The organism is Sulfitobacter sp. R86518, assembly GCF_042466275.1.
Classification (GTDB): Bacteria; Pseudomonadota; Alphaproteobacteria; order Rhodobacterales; family Rhodobacteraceae; genus Sulfitobacter; species Sulfitobacter pontiacus.
In genome coordinates this window covers 458,026-476,156 of the sequence record NZ_JAXHCA010000005.1, presented here as the reverse complement: position 1 = coordinate 476,156, position 18,131 = coordinate 458,026, and the positions used below count along the sequence as shown (strand labels likewise).

Genomic DNA, 18,131 nt, shown 5'->3' with positions numbered 1-18,131 from the left:
CTACACACCACATCCAGGAATTGCCAATTTTTTCGGCTCGGTAAACTTGCGGGTTTACCTGTGACCCTTGACGCCATATAAGTATACCCACCAGTTTACCCACATTCCAATCGTATTGCCAGATGGAGATTGACCATGACTATCAAGCTAAAGATTAACGGGGCCGAACGCTCTGTCGAAGCAGAACCGGGCACACCATTGCTGTGGGTGATCCGGGACGAACTGAAGCTGACCGGCACCAAATTCGGCTGCGGCGTCGCGTCGTGCGGCGCTTGCACCGTGCATGTCGACGGCGAACCGACCCGGTCCTGCCAGACCTATATCGAAGACGTCGAGGGCGCCGAGGTTTCCACCATCGAAGCGATTGGCGATGATAAGATCGGTGCCGCGGTACAGCAAGCCTGGAAAGAGCTCGACGTGGTGCAATGCGGGTACTGCCAGTCTGGTCAGATCATGTCTGCGGTGGGCCTGTTGAAAGAAACGCCAAAGCCAACGCTGGAAGAGATTGACGCCTACATGGACGGCAATGCCTGCCGCTGTGCCACCTATCAACGTATCCGCGCCGGTATCCAGCGCGCCTCAGAAATCGTGGAGGGTTAAGCCATGACCATCAACACATCCCGCCGCGGTTTCCTCAAAGGTGCAGGTGCTGCCGTTGCCGTTCTGGCCGTTGGCATTGACCCCAAGGGCGCGCTTGCCGCGTCGACGTCGGAGGCTGGCACAGCCATTACGCCCTTCGTAAAAATCTATGCCGATGGTACGGTTGCAGCCGTCATCAAGCACTTTGAAGGCGGGCAAGGCACCTCTACGGGCCTGTCCACGCTGATCGCGGAAGAGCTGAACATGGAGCTTAGCGATATCACCTTCGAAATGGCCCCGTCGGATACCGCCGTTTACAACAACCTGTTCTTTGGCGCGCTGCAAGGCACGGGCGGATCGACCGCGATGGCCAATTCGTTCATGCAATATCGCACCGCAGGCGCGGCCGCGCGTGACGTATTGTTGCAAGCCGCGGCCAAGGATTGGGACGTGGACACCTCTGAGCTGACACTTGCCAATGGCGTCATTTCAGGCGCGGGCAAAGAGGGCCAGATCGGTGAGTTTATCTCCACCGCTGCGCAGATCGCGGTGCCGGCCGAGCCCGTCCTGAAGGCCCCCGAAAACTGGACCCAGATCGGCAACACCCAAAAAGCGCGCCGCGACAGCCATGACAAGGTTAACGGCGAAGGCATCTATGGCATGGATATCCAACTGGATAACCAGATGGTTGCCGCAATCAAACGCATTCCGCAATACGGCGCGACTGTTGCCTCGTTCGACGATAGTCTCGCCAAGGACGTCACGGGATTTATCATGGCCAAGGCCCTGCCCAACGGTGCGGGCGTGGTGGCCTACGCCGAAAACACCTGGGCCGCGTTTCAAGCGCGTGACGCGATCGAGGTTGAGTGGGATTTGAGCAAGGCCGAAACCCGCAGCAGCGACGAGATCAAGCAACAGCTACTGGCAGCTGTGAACACTGATCCGCAGTGGCAGGCATCCGAGACGACGTTGGATGCAGCGACGGAAGCGCTGCAAGGTGCCGCCCAAGTCGTAGAGCGCGAATTCTTCCTGCCGATGTTGGCCCATGCAACGATGGAGCCCCTGTCGGCCACCATCGCAGCCACCGAAGACGGCGGCGTGATCATGTATGACGGCGCGCAGGGTCCAACCATGAACCACGCCACAATGCACCAGATCCTTGGCATCCCGATGGACAAGATTTAGGTCAAAACCCTTTATGCAGGCGGGTTCTTTGGCCGTCGCTTCAACGCGGGTGCGGACTATATCGTAGAAACGACACTGGCCTTTTCGATGACCGACCAGACCCGCCCGGTAAAGCTGGTCTGGTCCCGCGAAGATGACCTGTCTGGCGGCTGGTACCGCCCGGCCTATGCGCACAAGGTACGTGTGGGTCTGGACGATGCGGGCAAGATTGTTGGCTGGGATCACCGCGTGGCGGGTCAATCCATTGCAAAAGATGGGCCATTTGACGCTTTCTATGTCAAAGACGGTGTGGACATCTCTTCGGTGGAAGGGACGGCAGAAAATCCCTATGCGATCCCCGGAATGCACATCGGCTTGACGGACGCGGCCCCGGCAACAACCGTTAACTATTGGCGCTCCGTCGGTCACAGCCATAACGCCTATGTCATGGAAACCATGATGGATGTGGCCGCCGCCGCAGCCGGTCAGGATCCCGTCAGCTTCCGTCTTGCGTATTTGCCCGGCGACACAGCCGATCAAAAACGCAAAGCTGACGTCCTTAAACTGGCTGCCGAGAACGCCGGGTTTGGCAAGCCGTTGCCAGACGGGCATTTCCACGGTGTGGCTGTGCACAAATCCTTTGGTACCTACTGCGCGCAGATCTGCGAAATCTCGATCGACGAAGATGACTATGTTCAGATCGAGAAATACACCGCAGCCGTCGACTGTGGCGTGGCGGTGAACCCCGATGTGATCAAAGCCCAGGTCGAAGGGGCGATCGGCTTTGGCGTCGGTCACATCATGCGCGATCAGATCACGCTGGATGGCGGCGTCGTAGTGCAGCAAAACTTCCCCGACTACGAACCGCTGCGGATGCGCGACATCAAGGCCATTGAGGTGCATATCGTCAAGACAAACGAAGCACCCTCAGGCATTGGTGAACCGGGCACACCGCCGGCGGGTCCAGCGCTCGCCAACGCAATCGCAGCCTCCGGGCGTGATCTGGTGACCCACCTGCCGATGATCGAAAACGGTGTAGATTTCGCCTGACGACCCTTTAGACCGCCGCAGCCATAGGGGTGCGGCGGTCTCTCAATACCGGCTCCACAATCGTGCGTGCGACACTGCTTCCTGTGCGGTTCAGAGTTCGGTCTACCGGCTGGCCATAATTGCGGTGCCACTGAGTGCCTGCCACTGGCTGTATTTCAATAGCGGCTTCCAAGATGCTCTGCCATAGAAGCGCAATTGCAGCGAACTTCCGCAATCCGCCCTACCTATCGAAAGACGTAAGCGCCCCATAAGAGACATTCGTCACTGCAATCGGTGCCGCACTGACCGATGACGGGATCCAAGAGCTGCCGGAAATGATCCGCGCCGCTCGCATCACCCACAAAACATGGCATCCTTCGCGCATCGTTCTCGGAAGGGCTGGCACTATCGAACCTACTTAGCAGCATCATTTCGAAAGGCGACCATAAAGCCCCTTATTTGCCGCAATAGCAGGCTCGGAAACCGTAGCGTCCTGTAGCAAATCAGGCCTCTTCAAGGGAAGAAAGCCGCAAGATACCCTTATTTACTCGGGCCAATCAGCTATATTCAGAGATTTAAATGGTGCCCAGGGGCGGAATCGAACCACCGACACGAGGATTTTCAATCCACTGCTCTACCCCTGAGCTACCCGGGCACCGGAGACCACCGTAGTGGTCGGGTGTGCGGGTTCTAGGAGTTTGCGGCGGGGGTGTCCAGAGGGTTTTGCCATGTTTGGCAAAGGTTTTTTCGGAAAGTTCTAATGCGGCTTGTCGGGGGCGTTCAAAGCGGCCTCGGTGGCTTCGATTGCGGCCTCGATATCCTCGGGGTCGCGGCTGGGGGTCGCGTAGCTGCCGTTCAGCCACTTGGCCAGATCCACGTCAGCGCAGCGCCCGGAACAGAAGGGGCGATACTTGGGAGAGGTTTCACGGTCGCAGATCGGGCAGGTCACTTCAGCACCTCGGCCAAAGGCATACGGGCGCGTTTGCGTTGCAGTTCATAGTGGCCCAGCGGGGTCCAGCCCACCAGCGTCGTTTCCACGTCGTCGGCGCGGAAGGCCTGGCGCAACGCGGTCTCGAAGGGGCGGCGATCTTTTTTGGGCATGGGCGCAAGGTCAAGCGTGATCTGCCCGCCCAACCCGCGCAGACGCAGAGCACGGGGCAAGGCGCGGGCACAGGCCATATTCGCTTTGATCCCGGCAGCAAGGGACACGTCCGCACCGGTGTTCACATCAACGGCCACCAACGCACGGGTGGGCTCCACAAACAGAAAGGCACCGCCGTCAAGCGCGACACGCGGCTGCGAGAGGCTGTCGACAGTGTCCAACACGCCATGGGTTTCAAAACCACCGGGGTCGGTTACGACGTCGGCGGGCTCGACCCAGTCGCGCCAAGCCAGAATATGCGGACCATCACCTTCGGACAGAACCTCCATGTCGGTGGATGGGTCGTCCAATACCTTGTCCGCCAGCGCCAGCATCGCGTCGATATCATCGGCGATGTCATCGGCATCCGCGCCAGCGCAAGAGGACCGGAGAATCAGGCCATGTGCGGCCCCGTCGGACGCTTCATGCGCAATTTCGAGCAGCCGGTCGCGTTCTTCCTCGTCGCGGATACTGCGCGAGATATTGGTGCCGGGTGCGCCCGGCGTCACGATGGCATAGCGGCTTTTGAACAGCAGCTTCTGGGTGACGGGAACGGCCTTGCCGGGTTCAGAATAGCCGGATACCTGCACAAGAATGGGTTGCCCGGGTGCGAGCCCCTTGATCTGGCGCAGAAACGCAGAGCCGTCGGGCGTTTTCAAAAACATCCCCCCCTGCCCCTTGACCGGACGATCCGCGATGGCGCGGTAGATCGTGCCGGGACGCGGGCCGTCGCTGTCTATCAGCAGGTCATCCAGCTTGCCGTCCACGATCAGCGCGGCGGCTTCGATGTCGCCAAAATGGTCCAGAACGATCGTACGGCCCTTCATGAGGTCTCTCCTGCGAAAACATATCCTGCAGCACGCAGCAGGTTTGCGGTTTCGGCCAGTGGCAGGCCGACAATGCCCGTGAATGATCCGCTGATCCACGGGATAAGGGCGCCAGCCGGCCCCTGAATACCGTAGCCGCCGGCTTTGCCGTGCCAGTCACCGGTTGCCAGATAGGCTGTGATCTCGGTGTCTGACAGTCGTTTCATGCGGACGGTGCTGACCACATCGCGCTGCCACAGCTTGTCGCCGCGCTTGACCGCGACGGCCGTGATAACCTTGTGGCGACGCCCCGACATGAGGCGCAGGAAACGGATCGTCTCTGCTTCATCCGCGGGTTTGCCCAGGATTCGCCGCCCCACTGCGACGGTGGTATCGGCACACAGCACGATATCATCGGCCCCCGCCTGCACGGCGGCGGCTTTTTCACGGGCCATACGCGCACAATAGGGGCGCGGCAGTTCGGCGGTATGGGGGGTTTCGTCGATATCGGGCGCGCGAATATCGTCAGGCACAACGCCGATTTGCGCCAGCAATTCCTTGCGGCGCGGACTTCCTGATCCGAGGATAAAACTCATATGCGATCCTAGATCGCTGCCCGAAAACCACTAGGTGATTCTCGGAAAAGCGTATTATTTAAAGCGGTAATTGATCCGGCCTTTGCTCAGATCATAGGGGGTCATTTCCACCTGTACCTTATCGCCAGCCAGAACACGGATGCGGTTCTTGCGCATCTTTCCTGCCGTATGTGCGATGATCTCATGGCCGTTTTCAAGCTCGACCCGGAACGTCGCGTTCGGCAGAAGTTCTTTCACGATACCGGGGAATTCGAGCGTGTCTTCCTTGGCCATGGTCTCTCCTTGAACACTTTGCCCTGCAATTTCAGGACGCAGGCTTAAATGGGCGCAATTTTCCCTTTTTTCAAGGGGTATTCACATCAAAGGCACGTTTATGGCCGTTGCGTCACGCCCGAACTGATCCTCCCAGTGGTTTCGGTTCAAAACCACCCCGTCTGCACGCACGCGGCTGATCTGGGCGATGTCGACCTCGGCGAAGGTCCAGCCGGGCACGTTGATCTCTGCGGCGGCAAGGACTCCGGTGGATGGAAAGCCCACATCCGGCGGGCAAAAGATGCCGCCCGCCCCGTAGGATGTGCCAAGCGCCTCTGACCAATCCGCAGGGCCGATGCAGGATGACATGGCCGTAACGCATTGATTTTCCAGTGCCCGCGCCATGGATCCGATGCGGACACGCCAGTAGCCTGCCAGCGCCTCGGTCACGCTCGGCACGGCGATGATGTCACAATCGGCAAGAGCACGGCCCAGCAGAGGAAACTCGCTGTCATAGCAGATGAGGATGCTGATCTTGCCCAATGTGGTCTCGAAGATGCGCAGAGGCTCCCCGCCGACGACGCCCCAGACCTCGCGTTCGAATCGGGTCATGATCTGCTTGTCCTGCACCCCGACTTGACCTGAAGGGGTGATCAGACGTGCGCGGTTCACCGGACGCGCGGCGGCAGGCGTCACCGCGGGCCCCGATGCCGCAACGATATGCACGCCATATTCCGCCGCCAGTTTTTGATGCGCTGCATCCGCATCCGCCAACCGGCCAGAGACAGCAAACAGCGACGCCTCAAGATTGCCCGCCACGTCAAGGCCGGCGAGCGTCGCAAGCTCCATCGCGCCATATTCGGGAAAAACCAACAGCTCTGCCCCGCTGGCGGCCGCCGTTGCGACCCAGCCTGCAAGCTTGTCTTCATATTGCGCCCAGCTGGTCAGGACATCCAGCGGGTATGCGGCGGTTGCGATTTTCATGAGGCCTCCGGTGCGTGATTTCCCTTATGGTGCGCCGCGCGCAGCCAAGCTTCAAGTACCACCACCCCACCCCAGGGCTCATTTCACTTTTGTGAAACTATGGGCACATGATCCGCGACAACCTTGCCAATTTATCGGGCATGCTTCACAAAATTGGAAAGAACGAAGGGGGCGAGCACCATGATCAAAAAGGGCATCACCCTGCGCGGTATAGAGGTGTTCGAGGCTTTGGCCAGCCGTGGTTCGGTCGCACAGGCCGCCGCGCTGACAGGGTTAAGCCAACCCGCCGTGAGCCAGCAGATCAGCAACCTCGAAGCCGCCATGGGCACCGCCCTGATCGACCATAGCACACGCCCCATGCGTCTGACCGCGGCGGGCGAAAGCTTTCTGCGGCACAGTGGCGCGGCGCTGACCCATATCCGGCTCGCGCAATCCGAGCTGACGGTCATGGATCTTGCCAATCTCAGCGACCTGAGCCTTGGCGTGATTGACGACTTTGACAACGATGTCACCCCGCGTCTGGCGACCCTTCTGGCCGACAGTATGGCAGGCTGTCGCTTTCGCATGGTGACCGACGGCAGCAAGGGGCTGATCCAGTCGGTGCAGGACAAATCGCTTCATGTCGCCATTGCGGCCACCAGCGGGGATGCAAAAAGCGGGCTGATCGAGATTCCGCTGGCCCGCGATCCCTTTGTTATCGTCACCCCGGCCAGCTTTGACGGCGACAGCGCTGCACTGATGACGGGGCGATCCGCCCTGCCCTTCGTTAAATACGCGGCGGACCAGTTGATCGCCGACCAGATCAACAACCATCTGACGCGCAGCAATATCACCCTGCCTTCGCAATTCGAGATCGGCAGCCATCTCGCCCTGATGGCGATGGTGGCACGGGGCATCGGCTGGGCCATCACGACGCCCTTCGGCTATTGCCGCGCAGAGCGGTTTCACCAGCAGCTTGCGGTGCACCCGCTCCCCACGCCCGGATTAACGCGACAGATCTCGCTGTTTGCGGGGTCAGACTGGACGGGGCCGGTGCCCCAGAATATTGCCGACACGATGCGGCAACTGCTTCGGTCCCACATGATCGCGCCGACGGTGGCGCAGTTGCCGTGGCTTTCTTCCAGCTTCGAGGCGTTAGAGGGCTGACCGCTTGCGCAAAAGCTGCGCGGCTGGTTCACTTGGCGCGTAAAACAAAGGGGCTGACATGAGCAAGATCGTCATTCTGACCGGCGCGGGCATTTCTGCGGAAAGCGGCATTGATACCTTCCGCGCCGAAGACGGGCTTTGGGCGCAGCACCGGGTCGAGGACGTCGCCACCCCCGAAGGTTTTGCCCGCGACCCGCAACTGGTTGTGGATTTCTATAACGGTCGCCGCAAACAGGCGGCAGAGGTATCACCGAACGCGGCGCATCAAGCGCTGGCCAGACTGCAGGCGAATTATGCCGGACAGGTGGTGATTGTGACGCAGAATGTCGATGATCTGCACGAACAGGGCGGCGCGCGGGTGATCCATATGCACGGCGCGCTGAATTCAGCGCTCTGCGCTGCCTGCGACCACCGTTGGCACGCACCTATGGTCATGGCCGTCGGTGATCCCTGCCCCGCCTGCAATGCCCCAGCCGCGCGGCCCGACATCGTTTGGTTCGGCGAAATGCCCTATGACATGGACGAGATTTTTGACCATCTGGCCGAGGCCGATATCTTTGCAGCCATCGGCACCTCTGGCAACGTCTACCCCGCCGCCGGTTTCGTGGCAGAGGCGCGGCGCAACGGGGCCCATACGGTAGAGCTGAACCTCGAACGTTCTGCCGTGGGGAACCAGTTCGCCGAACACCGCACCGGTCCGGCGACACGTGTGGTCACAGATTGGGTGGAGGAACTCTTGAGCAGCCCACCCCAGCAGCGGCCCGCGTTTTAACACAGATCGGGCCGCTACCATTCATGGGGGCGAAAAGGCTCAGTCTTTTGGCATCTCGTGACCGGTGTGATCCATATCACCGTGGTCATGCTTCATCTTGCCATGGTTCGGCTTGCGGTCCTGATCGACCATCACCTCGATCTCGACCGCACCGGCCTTTTCGAACTCAAGTGTGACGGGCACCATCGCGCCCTGCTCCAGCGGGCCTTTCAGGCCCATGAACATCAGGTGATCGCCGCCGCGTTTGAAGGCGTGCATGTTATCCGCCGCAATGGACACGCCGCCTTCGATCTCGCCCATCCGCATGACGCCATTGTCGTCAGAGGTGTGGGAATGCAGTTCGACCTTGTCGGCCACGTCGGAGGACGCCCCGATCAAACGGTCATCCGCGCCAGAGTGGTTCATCACCACCATAAACGCCGCACCGGAGGTGGATTTCGCGGTCGAGCTGCGGATGTAGGCGTCATCCACCATGATGCCTTCGGCAGCGAGAGGGGCGGAAAAGAGAAACAATGCGCAGACAGCGCGGGTCAGCAAAGCAGGTGTCATTGATATATCCTGTCGTCATATTCAAAATGTCTGTGAAGGGTGTGGCTCAGACAGCGACAGGCGGGGCCCTTGGGTCGTGGCGCGTTTTACGTCGCGGCACATCGGCAGTCAGGACATGCACCGCCGGCGCGACAAAGGTCACGATCTGCATCGGTGCGGCCGCCAGAACCACCGTGCCTGCCATTGCAACGTTAAGCGCCGAATCGGGGCAGATATGCGGGGCCGAGGTCGGCTTGCCCTGCGCATCCACATAAATCGCCACAGGGCCGGCACCGGTGCACAGCACCATCTGCCCCGTCGCCGCAGAGGCCCCGCGCGCGACGGCCATGCTTTGCCCCGTGAGGGCCAGCATCAACGCCAGAACCAAAGCTGAAAGGGAACGCAGGGTCATGGGCCGCACCCTAGACGAAGCGCTTGAAAAAGCACCAGCCCAAAACGACGCAGCCCCGGCCAAAGGCCAGGGCTACAACATCGTAACGATTGGAAAGTCTTACGACAGCGCTTCGGCTGTGGCGCTGGACTTTGCAATTGCTTTCTTAACTTTCAACGCGTTGACGGACAGTTCAGTGTCCTTTGCCTTCGCCATGAACTTGTCCAAGCCACCGCGGTGGTCAACAGTGCGCAAAGCAGCTGCCGAGATGCGGAACTTGAAACCGCGGCCCAGTGCTTCGGACTGCAGGGTGACATCGTTCAGGTTTGGCAAGAACCGACGACGTGTACGGTTCTTGGCGTGGCTTACGTTGTTGCCCGTCATCGGGCCTTTTCCGGTCAATTCGCAAACGCGCGACATGGGTCTATCCTTTTGCTGCGGGGCATTTCCGGCGATCCGGTGCAATACCCATATGGGCCGCGCTACGGCAAACCCTGAAATTGGTTTGCTGGCTTTAGGCGGAATCGCGAGCGGGGTCAACCCAAGCCTGCGCGGCAACACACGCTTTTCCTTTTGCATCCGTCGAAAAGATTTGTCATCTGTCGCATATGAATATTCATTCCCGTGCCCTTCTTGTCCATCTGTTCACTGCGACGGGTGCGATTTTCGCCATGCTGGCCATGCTTGCTGCCGCCGACGAACGCTGGGATATGATGTTCCTTTGGCTGGTTGTCGCCTTCTTTGTCGACGGGATCGACGGGCCGCTGGCGCGTAAATACGACGTAAGGACCAATGCGCCCGAATTCGATGGCGTGCTGCTTGATCTGATCATCGATTATCTCACCTATGTGTTCATTCCGGCCTTTGCGCTATTCCATTCCGGCCTCATGGACGGGTGGAGCGGTTGGGTCATGATCATCATCGTCACCTTCGCCAGCGCCATGTATTTCTGCGACACACGCATGAAAACCAAGGATAACTCCTTCTGGGGCTTCCCCGGATGCTGGAACATGCTGGTGCTGGTGCTCTTTGCCCTTTCGCCGCCATGGTGGGTGTCGCTGGTGCTTGTCACGGTCTTGGCCATTACCATGTTCGCCCCGCTGAAATTCGTGCATCCCGTCCGGACAGAGCGTTGGCGCATGGTCACCCTGCCCATGGCATTGGGCTGGACGTTCTTTGCCGGTTGGGCCGCGTGGGTCGATTTTCACCCGCAAAGCTGGGCCCATTGGGGCCTGATTATCACCAGCGTCTATCTGATGTTTGCCGGTGTCGCGCAGCAGTATCTTTACGACCGCAACGCCTGATAGAGGCGCGCAGGTCCAAACCAGCGGCACGAAACCTCTAACCTAGATCAGCAACCCTGCCGCCCCTTCGTGGCGTAGCAGGGCGACCTTGGTCTCTACCCCGCCAGCACCCGAGTATCCGGTCAGCCCCTTGGCCCCCATCACACGGTGGCACGGCACAATGACAGGTACAGGATTCTGCCCGCAGGCCTGCCCCACCACTTGCGCCGGGATCGCCAGTTTGGTCGCGATGTCACCGTAGGTCACTGTATCGCCAAAGGGGATCGCCGACATCTCGGCGCAGACCGCTTGCAACGTTGCACTTCCGCCAATGCGCAGTGGCAAAGTGAACTGTGTCAGCCGCCCCGCATCATAGGCACGCAGCTGCACCTCGGCCTCATCCAGCAGCGCGCTTTTGTCTTGGTGTAGGGTATCCTGCCCCCAATGCAGGTGGGTAATCGCGCCCGCATCCTCGGTCACGACCAAGGTGCCAAAGCGCGTGGGGATGCTGCGCCGCTTCACCCGAGTTTCCGGATCAAGCGGCGCGGCACCATCTTAGGACACAGCCTCGTCACACCGGGCGCAGACGCCCGCGTGATCATGGGTGCCGACATCCGGCAGTACCTTCCAGCAGCGTGCGCATTTCTCGCCCGACGCTTTCTCGAACACCACGGCCACGCCGTCGGTCTCTGGCATACGGAACGCCTCTGCCGGGGCGTCATCGCCGGTGATGGCGATCTGCGAGGTGATGCAAACGTCTTCGAACGCAACGCTTTCAAGCGCCGCCCGCTGAGCGTCATCGGCAACAAACACCATAGGTGCGGCCTCAAGCGAGGCCCCGATGACCTTCTCGACCCGCTGCACTTCCAAAGCCGAGGTCACAACCCGCCGCGCGGCACGCACCTTGGCCCATTTCGCCGCCAGATCGGCATCCAGCCACGCCTTGGGCGTTTCAGGGATATCCGTCAGATGAACCGAGCTTTCGTCGCCGGGGAACCGTTCAAGCCAGACTTCCTCCATGGTGAACACCAGCACAGGGGCCAGCCATGTCGTCAGACGGTGGAACAGGATATCCAGCACCGTGCGCGCAGCACGGCGGCGCAGCGTGTTGCCGTCGCAATACAGCGCATCCTTACGCACGTCGAAATAGAACGCGGACAGATCAACCGTGGCAAAGGTGAACACCGCCTGGAACACGCCTTGGAAGTCGTAGCGCGCATAGCCTTCGCGCACGATCTGATCCAACTCTGCCACACGGTGCAGCACCCAGCGTTCAAGCTCTGGCATATCTGCAGGTTCGGTCCGGTCGGCATCGGTAAAGTCCGACAGCGCGCCCAGCATATAGCGCATGGTGTTGCGCAGACGGCGGTAGCTGTCGGCGGTGCCTTTCAGGATTTCCGGCCCGATCCGCTGGTCCGCGGTATAATCGGTCTGCGCCACCCACAGACGCAGGATATCCGCGCCGTATTGCTGCACGACCTTTTCGGGAACGATGGTATTGCCGATGGATTTGGACATCTTCATGCCCTTCTCATCCAGCGTGAACCCATGCGTCACGACGTTACGATAAGGCGCGCGGCCTGTGGTGCCCACGGATTGCAGCAGCGACGAATGGAACCAGCCCCGGTGCTGGTCCGTGCCTTCCATATAGACATCCGCGATACCGTCTTCCGAGCCATCCTCACGGTCGCGCAGAACGAAGGCGTGGGTTGAACCGGAATCGAACCACACATCCAGAATGTCGAATACTTGGGTATAGTCGTCAGGGTTCACGATGCCGCCAAGGAACCGCTCTTTTGCGCCATCTTCGTACCAGACATCCGCACCGTCAGCCTCGAACGCCTCGACGATGCGCTGGTTGACCTCTGGGTTGCGCAGCAAGAAGTCTTCATCCGTTGGCAGCGCGCCATTCTTGGTAAAGCAGGTCAGCGGCACGCCCCAGGCCCGTTGACGCGACAGCACCCAGTCGGGGCGTGCTTCCATCATCGAGTGCAGACGGTTGCGGCCCTTTTTGGGCACCCAGTTGACGTTGTCGATCTCGGTCAGGGCGCGTTCACGGATGGTCTTGCCGAATGTGTCCTGCCCGTCACCAACGGGCCGGTCGATCGCCGCGAACCACTGCGGCGTGTTGCGGTAGATGACCGGAGCCTTGGAGCGCCAGGAATGCGGGTAGCTATGCTTGATCTTGCCCCGCGCCAGCAGCCCGCCGACCTCGACCAGCTTGTTGATCACGGCCGTGTTGGCGTCGCCTTCCTTGCCGTTGGGTTTGAGGATCTTCTTGCCGCCAAAGAACGGCAGATCGGCGCGGAAAGACCCGTCTTCGACCACGTTATAGGTGATCACCTGATCCAGCATCCCCAGACCGCGGTAAAGTTCATATTCCTCAAGACCATGCGACGGCGCACAATGGACAAAGCCCGTGCCTTCGGTGTCGGTCACGAAATCAGCGGCGCGGAAGTCGCGCAGATCGTCCCATTCGCCATTGCTGCCTTCGGCCCCCGCCAGCGGGTGCTGCAGCTTGATCTTTGCCAGTTCGTCCTGCGTCACATCCCGCAAACGGCGCACCATGGTGTCATCCAGACGCGCACGCCCGAACACATCCATCGCCATGCTGTCCGACAGCAGATAGCGATCACCGATGGTGACCCAGGATTCCTCGGGGCGGCCGGTGACTTCGTACAGACCGTAAGAGATATCTTCTCCATAGACGACGGCCTTGTTGGACGGCATGGTCCAGGGCGTCGTGGTCCAGATCACGACGTAGGCACCCAAGAGTTCATCTGAGAGCTCAGGCTTCGCAAACTGGTCTGGCAGGAATGACGTTTTTTTCTCTTGGACCTTGAACTTCACCCAGATCGTAAAGCTTTCCTTGTCGTGGTATTCCACCTCGGCCTCGGCCAGCGCGGTCTTTTCAACCGGCGACCACATCACGGGTTTGGAGCCTTGATAGAGCGTGCCGTTCATCAGGAACTTCATGAATTCTTCGGCGATCACACGTTCCGCGTGGAAATCCATCGTCAGATAGGGGTCTGCCCAGTTGCCGGTGATGCCCAGACGTTTGAATTCCTCGCGCTGCACATCAACCCAGCCGGCGGCGAATTTGCGGCATTCGGCGCGGAAATCGTTGATCGGCACATCGTCCTTGTCGCGGCCCTTCTGGCGGTACTGTTCCTCGATCTTCCATTCGATGGGCAGGCCGTGGCAATCCCAACCGGGGATATAGCGCGCGTCAAAGCCCATCATCTGGTGCGACCGCACGATCATATCCTTGATCGTCTTGTTCAGCGCGTGGCCGATATGCAGGTTGCCATTCGCATAGGGCGGGCCGTCGTGCAGCGTGAAGGGCTTGCGCCCCTGCTTTTCGCGCAGGCGGTCATAGACGCCGATCTTTTCCCACCGCTCCAGCCATTCGGGTTCGCGTTTGGGCAGGCCCGCGCGCATCGGGAAATCGGTTTTTGGCAGGTTCAGCGTGGATTTATAGTCAAGCGTTTCGGGGGTGTCGGCGCACATGGCGGGCGTCCTTTGGCAACGGTATTTCGGAATGGTGAATGTTCGGATGCGGTGCGAAAAACTCAAGCACCTCTGCCCGGCGTCTCGTCAATCAGAGCGCCGGGAAAATAATTCGAATAATGATCGCGGAGTTCCGGGTCATATGCAGCCTTATAGGCCGCAGCAGATCGACCGACAAGCCCCCTCGCCGCGGCATCTAGCTGCCCTTGGAAAACAGCCCCGACAGCGCGCGTTTGATGATGCTGCGCACCTTGGGGCGGCGCGCCTCCGAGAACGGCATGGGGCGACAAACCTCCATCGCGGCGACGCCAACGCGGGCGGTCAACGCACCGTTCACTAGCCCTTCGCCAAAGCGGCGCGACAGTTTCGCCAGCATCGTTCCACCAAGGATCGGCTCCAGCATGTCGTCGCCCACAGCCACGGCCCCCGTCGCCACCAGATGCGACAGCACCACCCGCGTCAGACGCCACGAGCCAAAGAAGCCCGAGCGCCCGCCATAGATCTCGGCCACGCGGCGGATCATGCGCAGGTTGCTGGTCATCGCCGCGACCACATCGGCCAGCGCCAAGGGCACCAGCGCCGTCACCGTCGCGACCTGACGGGCCGCCGCCTCGACCTCGCGGCTGGCGGCGATGTCGAGAGGGCCCAACAGCTCTGCCTCGGTCAGGGCCAGCAGGGTCTGCGCATCCAACTGATCGCCGCGCAGCTCTGCCAGACGGTCGCGGCCCCAACGGGTATCCTCGCGGCCCTGATACAGGCCGACCAGCCGGTCCGTCACAGCCCGCGCCGCCGTCAGATCATTCTGCGCCAGCGCCTCGCCCACATCGTGATGCAAGCCGTCGAGCCGCGCCAGACGGCTAAACGCCGCCAATTCACGCAGACAGAGCAGTACAAGAACCAACAGCACCGCACCAATAAGCACGGTCATCGCCATTCCCAACAGCGGATAGCTGGCCAGCAGCCCCATGATAAAGTTCCACGCGGCAATGGACACCAGCGCGCCGATCAGCGTGGTCAGCAGCCACCAGAACAGGCGTAGCAGCTTAGACGGCTTGCGCGCGGCCAGCCGTGCCGCGATCTGCATCGCCTGCCCTTGCGGCGCGGGCGCACCTACGTCGGGCACCGGCGGCGCATCCGACACCGAAGGCCGCGCGGTTGTGTCTTCTTCAAGATCAAATAGCACCGGACCCTTGGCCATCACGCCGCCCCTTTCATCCACTCAAACCGCACATCGGGCAGCCCGAAATCATTGCCTGCCCCGTCGCTGCGCGCCACCTCTATAAAGCCCGCGGCACGGTAGAACCGCGACGCACGCAGGTTCGCCTCGAAACTCCACAGCGCGAGCCGGTCGCTTTGCGCCTTAGCCCCGTTCAGCAAACGCTGCGCGATGCCTTTGCCTTGGGCCTTGGGGTGCAGATACAGCCCGTGAATCTCGGCCGCACGCCGTGCCAGAAAGCCCACAACATGCCCCTCGGTCCGCGCCACCTGTACCCAGCCCACGTCGATCATGTCACCCAGTGTGCCGATCTCTTCTGCGCGGCTGTGGGCCTGAGGCAGCCAATCGTGGTCTGCATTGGCGCAGGCCATCACCTCTGACAGGCGACCAGCATCCAGCACCCGCGCGGGTGCGATGGTCACATCATCACTGGTCACAGACGATCCCCGATCAGGAATTCCGCCGCGCGGTCCAGACGGATATGCGGTGGGCCGTCACCGGGGCGCAGGTTCAGCCGAGCAGGCGCGAAACGCATGATCTGATAATCCTGATCCAGCCATTTTTCCGCCCCCGCCCGCGCCGGGCTTAGAAGATGTGCCGGGTCTTTGGGTAGTTCACCGGGATAGAACGCGGCCTCTTTGCCGGTATCCAGCAGGCTGCCGCGCACGACCTCTAGGGTTTCGCCATTGTGCGTCATTGTGGCTTCGGTCGTGGCACGCAAAGACGCCAGCGACATGGCCGATGTCTGAGCCCCCGCAAAGCGCGCGCGGTCGCGGGCATCCCGTGTCAGCGCCTCCATAATCGCGGTGAGGCTGGCGTGCTGACTGTGGTGCAAATGGTCGGCCTTGGTCGCGGCAAAGAGGATTTTCTCCACCCGTTTGCCGCGCAAAAGCTGCGTCAGAAATCCGTTGCGTCCGGGTTTGAAGCTGCCAAGGATATCGCTCATGGCAGCGCGCAGATCCTCGACCGCACGCGGGCCCTGATTGATCGCGCCAAGCGCATCCACCAGCACGACCTGCCGGTCGATCCGCGCAAAGTGATCGCGAAAGAACGGTTTGACCACCTGCCGCTTATACGCTTCGAACCGCCGCGCCATCTCGCGTAGCAGTGACCCGCGCGGCCCCTCGCCGCCCGGCAGGGGCGCAAAGGTCAGCACCGGCGATCCGGCCAGATCACCGGGCAGCAGGAACCGCCCCGGTGTGCAGTCGGAATAGCCATTCGCACGTGCCGTTTGCAGATACTCGGCAAAGCTGGCGGCCAGCGCTTGGGCCACGGGTTCGTCCAACGCCGCCTCGGGGTCGGTCCCCTCCACCAGCGCGCGGTAGCCCGCGGCCTCTTCGCGGTTGGCGATCCGCGCCAGCACCTGCGCCGACCACGTGGCATAATCCACATCCATCAGCGCCAGATCCAGCAGCCATTCGCCGGGGTAATCCACGATATCAAGATGCACCGTGCGCGGCCCCTGAAACCCCGCAAGCAAGCCGTTTGGCCGCACCCGCAAGGACAGGCGCAGTTCCGATATGGCGCGGGTGCTGTCGGGCCAATGCGGCGTAGGGCCAGTCAGCGCAGCAAGGTGGTTTTCATATTCGAACCGCGGCACGGTATCATCGGGCTGCGGCTGCAAGAACGCCGCCTCGATCCGCCCTTCGGAAGCCGCAAGCAGCCCCGGCATCCGCCCGCGATCCAGCAGGTTCGCCACAAGCGAGGTGATAAAGACGGTCTTGCCGGAGCGCGCCAAACCGGTCACGCCCAGACGGATCACAGGCTCGAAAAACGTCTCGGACACCCCGTCCTGCACATTTTCCACCTGCCGCCAAATGCCATCGGCAATTCTTGAGAGTACCAAAGCCCGTGCCCGCCTTCACCTGTCGTTACGCTCTAACATAGGCACGCGGGTCAGGGATTGCCAGATGGGCACCCTCAGGGTAAACGCCCGCCATGCAACGCTATGCCCTGAAAATCGAATACCACGGTGCACCTTTTGTCGGCTGGCAACGCCAGATCGACCTTGCGTCTGTCCAAGGCGCGATAGAGGACGCTTTGGCCAAGATCGAACCGCGCGCCCATAACATCGCCGCCGCAGGGCGCACCGACGCCGGTGTCCACGCGCTGGCGCAGGTCGCCCATTGCGATATGGAACGTGACTGGACCCCGTTCCGCCTGTCCGAGGCGATCAACTATCATCTGAAACCACTGCCCATTGCGATTGTCGATTGCGTCGCGGTGGATGATGACTTTCACGCCCGCTTTTCCGCGCTTGAACGCCGGTATCTGTTTCGTGTGCTGGTACGTCGTCCTCCGGCGACACATCAGGCGGGGCTGGTCTGGCAGGTCAAGAAGCCGCTGGACATCGACCGCATGCGCGAGGCCGCGACCCATCTGATCGGCGAGCATGATTTCACCACCTTCCGCTCGACCATCTGTCAGGCGCAAACGCCGGTCAAAACGCTGGACCGCGTGGATATGACAGAGCATCCCGTCGGCGGCGGTGTCGAGGTGCAGTTCGACGTGCGCGCGCGGTCTTTCCTGCACAATCAGGTGCGCAGCATCGTGGGCACGCTTGAACGCGTCGGGGCCGGATCATTTGCGCCCGACGATGTGAAACAGATGCTCGCTGCGCGGGACCGTCAAGCCTGCGGCCCCGTCGCCCCGCCGCAGGGTCTGTATCTGTCGCATGTCACCTACGAGACAGACCCTTTCGCGCAATCGCCCCTGCGCCGCGGCTAAACCAGCG

General features: G+C 61.0%; 19 protein-coding genes, 1 tRNA gene and 1 pseudogene. 7 read left to right on the top strand and 14 right to left on the bottom strand.

Translation table 11 applies throughout. From position 1 onward, the window contains the following. The first annotated feature begins 135 nt into the window (after positions 1–135). The 3 genes and pseudogenes from SJY36_RS03135 (at position 136) to SJY36_RS03125 (ending at position 2,793) form a co-directional block, all read left to right on the top strand. A complete protein-coding gene (locus SJY36_RS03135; protein WP_064216786.1) occupies positions 136–600 on the top strand; it encodes a (2Fe-2S)-binding protein in 465 nt (154 codons plus the stop codon). A 3-nt stretch (positions 601–603) separates the two neighbouring features. After that, positions 604–2,241, top strand: a pseudogene (locus tag SJY36_RS03130) (molybdopterin cofactor-binding domain-containing protein); the annotation flags it as partial. Between the two features lie 123 nt (positions 2,242–2,364). After that, on the top strand, positions 2,365–2,793 hold the full coding sequence (locus SJY36_RS03125; RefSeq protein WP_386176427.1) for a molybdopterin cofactor-binding domain-containing protein: 429 nt from the start codon (positions 2,365–2,367) through the stop codon (positions 2,791–2,793). A 559-nt stretch (positions 2,794–3,352) separates the two neighbouring features. On the opposite strand, the gene SJY36_RS03120 is transcribed toward SJY36_RS03125, so the two are convergent. The 6 genes from SJY36_RS03120 to SJY36_RS03095 all read right to left on the bottom strand — a co-directional run bounded on the left by SJY36_RS03120 (position 3,353) and on the right by SJY36_RS03095 (position 6,551). After that, positions 3,353–3,427 (bottom strand) — tRNA-Phe (locus tag SJY36_RS03120). A gap of 102 nt (positions 3,428–3,529) precedes the next feature. Beyond that, positions 3,530–3,721 (bottom strand): DNA gyrase inhibitor YacG, encoded by a 192-nt coding sequence (locus SJY36_RS03115; protein WP_037943388.1) that lies wholly within the window; start codon positions 3,719–3,721, stop codon positions 3,530–3,532. Continuing rightward, on the bottom strand, positions 3,718–4,740 hold the full coding sequence (locus SJY36_RS03110; protein WP_386172903.1) for a ribonuclease E/G: 1,023 nt from the start codon (positions 4,738–4,740) through the stop codon (positions 3,718–3,720). Before SJY36_RS03110 ends, SJY36_RS03115 begins: the two co-directional genes overlap by 4 nt. Continuing rightward, on the bottom strand, positions 4,737–5,315 hold the full coding sequence (locus SJY36_RS03105; RefSeq protein ID WP_386172901.1) for a Maf family protein: 579 nt from the start codon (positions 5,313–5,315) through the stop codon (positions 4,737–4,739). Before SJY36_RS03105 ends, SJY36_RS03110 begins: the two co-directional genes overlap by 4 nt. A gap of 54 nt (positions 5,316–5,369) precedes the next feature. Further along, positions 5,370–5,588, bottom strand: a complete 219-nt coding sequence (gene infA / locus SJY36_RS03100; RefSeq protein WP_005851736.1) for a translation initiation factor IF-1 — start codon at positions 5,586–5,588, stop codon at positions 5,370–5,372. 81 nt (positions 5,589–5,669) lie between these two features. Further along, positions 5,670–6,551, bottom strand: a complete 882-nt coding sequence (locus SJY36_RS03095; protein ID WP_386172899.1) for a carbon-nitrogen hydrolase family protein — start codon at positions 6,549–6,551, stop codon at positions 5,670–5,672. A 180-nt stretch (positions 6,552–6,731) separates the two neighbouring features. Here SJY36_RS03095 and SJY36_RS03090 point away from each other — a divergent pair, with 180 nt between their 5' ends. Then, complete coding sequence (locus SJY36_RS03090; RefSeq protein WP_386172897.1) at positions 6,732–7,697, top strand: LysR family transcriptional regulator; 966 nt, start codon at positions 6,732–6,734, stop codon at positions 7,695–7,697. Positions 7,698–7,755: 58 nt separating this feature from the next. Further along, positions 7,756–8,469 (top strand): NAD-dependent deacylase, encoded by a 714-nt coding sequence (locus tag SJY36_RS03085; RefSeq protein ID WP_386172895.1) that lies wholly within the window; start codon positions 7,756–7,758, stop codon positions 8,467–8,469. Positions 8,470–8,508: 39 nt separating this feature from the next. Here the strand turns inward: SJY36_RS03085 and SJY36_RS03080 are convergent, their stop codons facing one another. The 3 genes from SJY36_RS03080 to rpmB all read right to left on the bottom strand — a co-directional run bounded on the left by SJY36_RS03080 (position 8,509) and on the right by rpmB (position 9,808). Beyond that, a complete protein-coding gene (locus tag SJY36_RS03080) occupies positions 8,509–9,018 on the bottom strand; it encodes a copper chaperone PCu(A)C (protein WP_386172893.1) in 510 nt (169 codons plus the stop codon). 46 nt (positions 9,019–9,064) lie between these two features. Next, on the bottom strand, positions 9,065–9,409 hold the full coding sequence (locus SJY36_RS03075) for a hypothetical protein (RefSeq protein WP_386172891.1): 345 nt from the start codon (positions 9,407–9,409) through the stop codon (positions 9,065–9,067). Between the two features lie 99 nt (positions 9,410–9,508). Continuing rightward, the gene (rpmB, locus tag SJY36_RS03070) at positions 9,509–9,808 is read right to left on the bottom strand and encodes a 50S ribosomal protein L28 (RefSeq protein ID WP_005851725.1); all 300 of its coding nucleotides are present in this window, start codon (positions 9,806–9,808) and stop codon (positions 9,509–9,511) included. A gap of 188 nt (positions 9,809–9,996) precedes the next feature. Here rpmB and SJY36_RS03065 point away from each other — a divergent pair, with 188 nt between their 5' ends. Beyond that, positions 9,997–10,692: a CDP-alcohol phosphatidyltransferase family protein gene (locus SJY36_RS03065; protein WP_386172889.1), complete on the top strand. Its 696-nt coding sequence runs from the start codon at positions 9,997–9,999 to the stop codon at positions 10,690–10,692. Positions 10,693–10,734: 42 nt separating this feature from the next. Here the strand turns inward: SJY36_RS03065 and SJY36_RS03060 are convergent, their stop codons facing one another. From SJY36_RS03060 to SJY36_RS03040, 5 genes are all read right to left on the bottom strand, one after another. Continuing rightward, positions 10,735–11,193, bottom strand: a complete 459-nt coding sequence (locus SJY36_RS03060) for a methylated-DNA--[protein]-cysteine S-methyltransferase (RefSeq protein WP_341205239.1) — start codon at positions 11,191–11,193, stop codon at positions 10,735–10,737. 33 nt (positions 11,194–11,226) lie between these two features. Beyond that, complete coding sequence (gene ileS / locus SJY36_RS03055; protein WP_386172887.1) at positions 11,227–14,181, bottom strand: isoleucine--tRNA ligase; 2,955 nt, start codon at positions 14,179–14,181, stop codon at positions 11,227–11,229. 196 nt (positions 14,182–14,377) lie between these two features. Then, on the bottom strand, positions 14,378–15,379 hold the full coding sequence (locus SJY36_RS03050) for a YcjF family protein (protein ID WP_386172885.1): 1,002 nt from the start codon (positions 15,377–15,379) through the stop codon (positions 14,378–14,380). Beyond that, positions 15,379–15,834 (bottom strand): GNAT family N-acetyltransferase, encoded by a 456-nt coding sequence (locus tag SJY36_RS03045; RefSeq protein ID WP_037965093.1) that lies wholly within the window; start codon positions 15,832–15,834, stop codon positions 15,379–15,381. The genes SJY36_RS03050 and SJY36_RS03045 overlap by 1 nt, the downstream gene beginning before the upstream one ends. Beyond that, a complete protein-coding gene (locus SJY36_RS03040) occupies positions 15,831–17,243 on the bottom strand; it encodes a YcjX family protein (protein WP_340237383.1) in 1,413 nt (470 codons plus the stop codon). Before SJY36_RS03040 ends, SJY36_RS03045 begins: the two co-directional genes overlap by 4 nt. Positions 17,244–17,335: 92 nt before the next feature. Here SJY36_RS03040 and truA point away from each other — a divergent pair, with 92 nt between their 5' ends. Beyond that, the gene (gene truA / locus SJY36_RS03035) at positions 17,336–18,124 is read left to right on the top strand and encodes a tRNA pseudouridine(38-40) synthase TruA (protein ID WP_074635813.1); all 789 of its coding nucleotides are present in this window, start codon (positions 17,336–17,338) and stop codon (positions 18,122–18,124) included. The last annotated feature ends 7 nt before the right edge of the window (positions 18,125–18,131 follow it).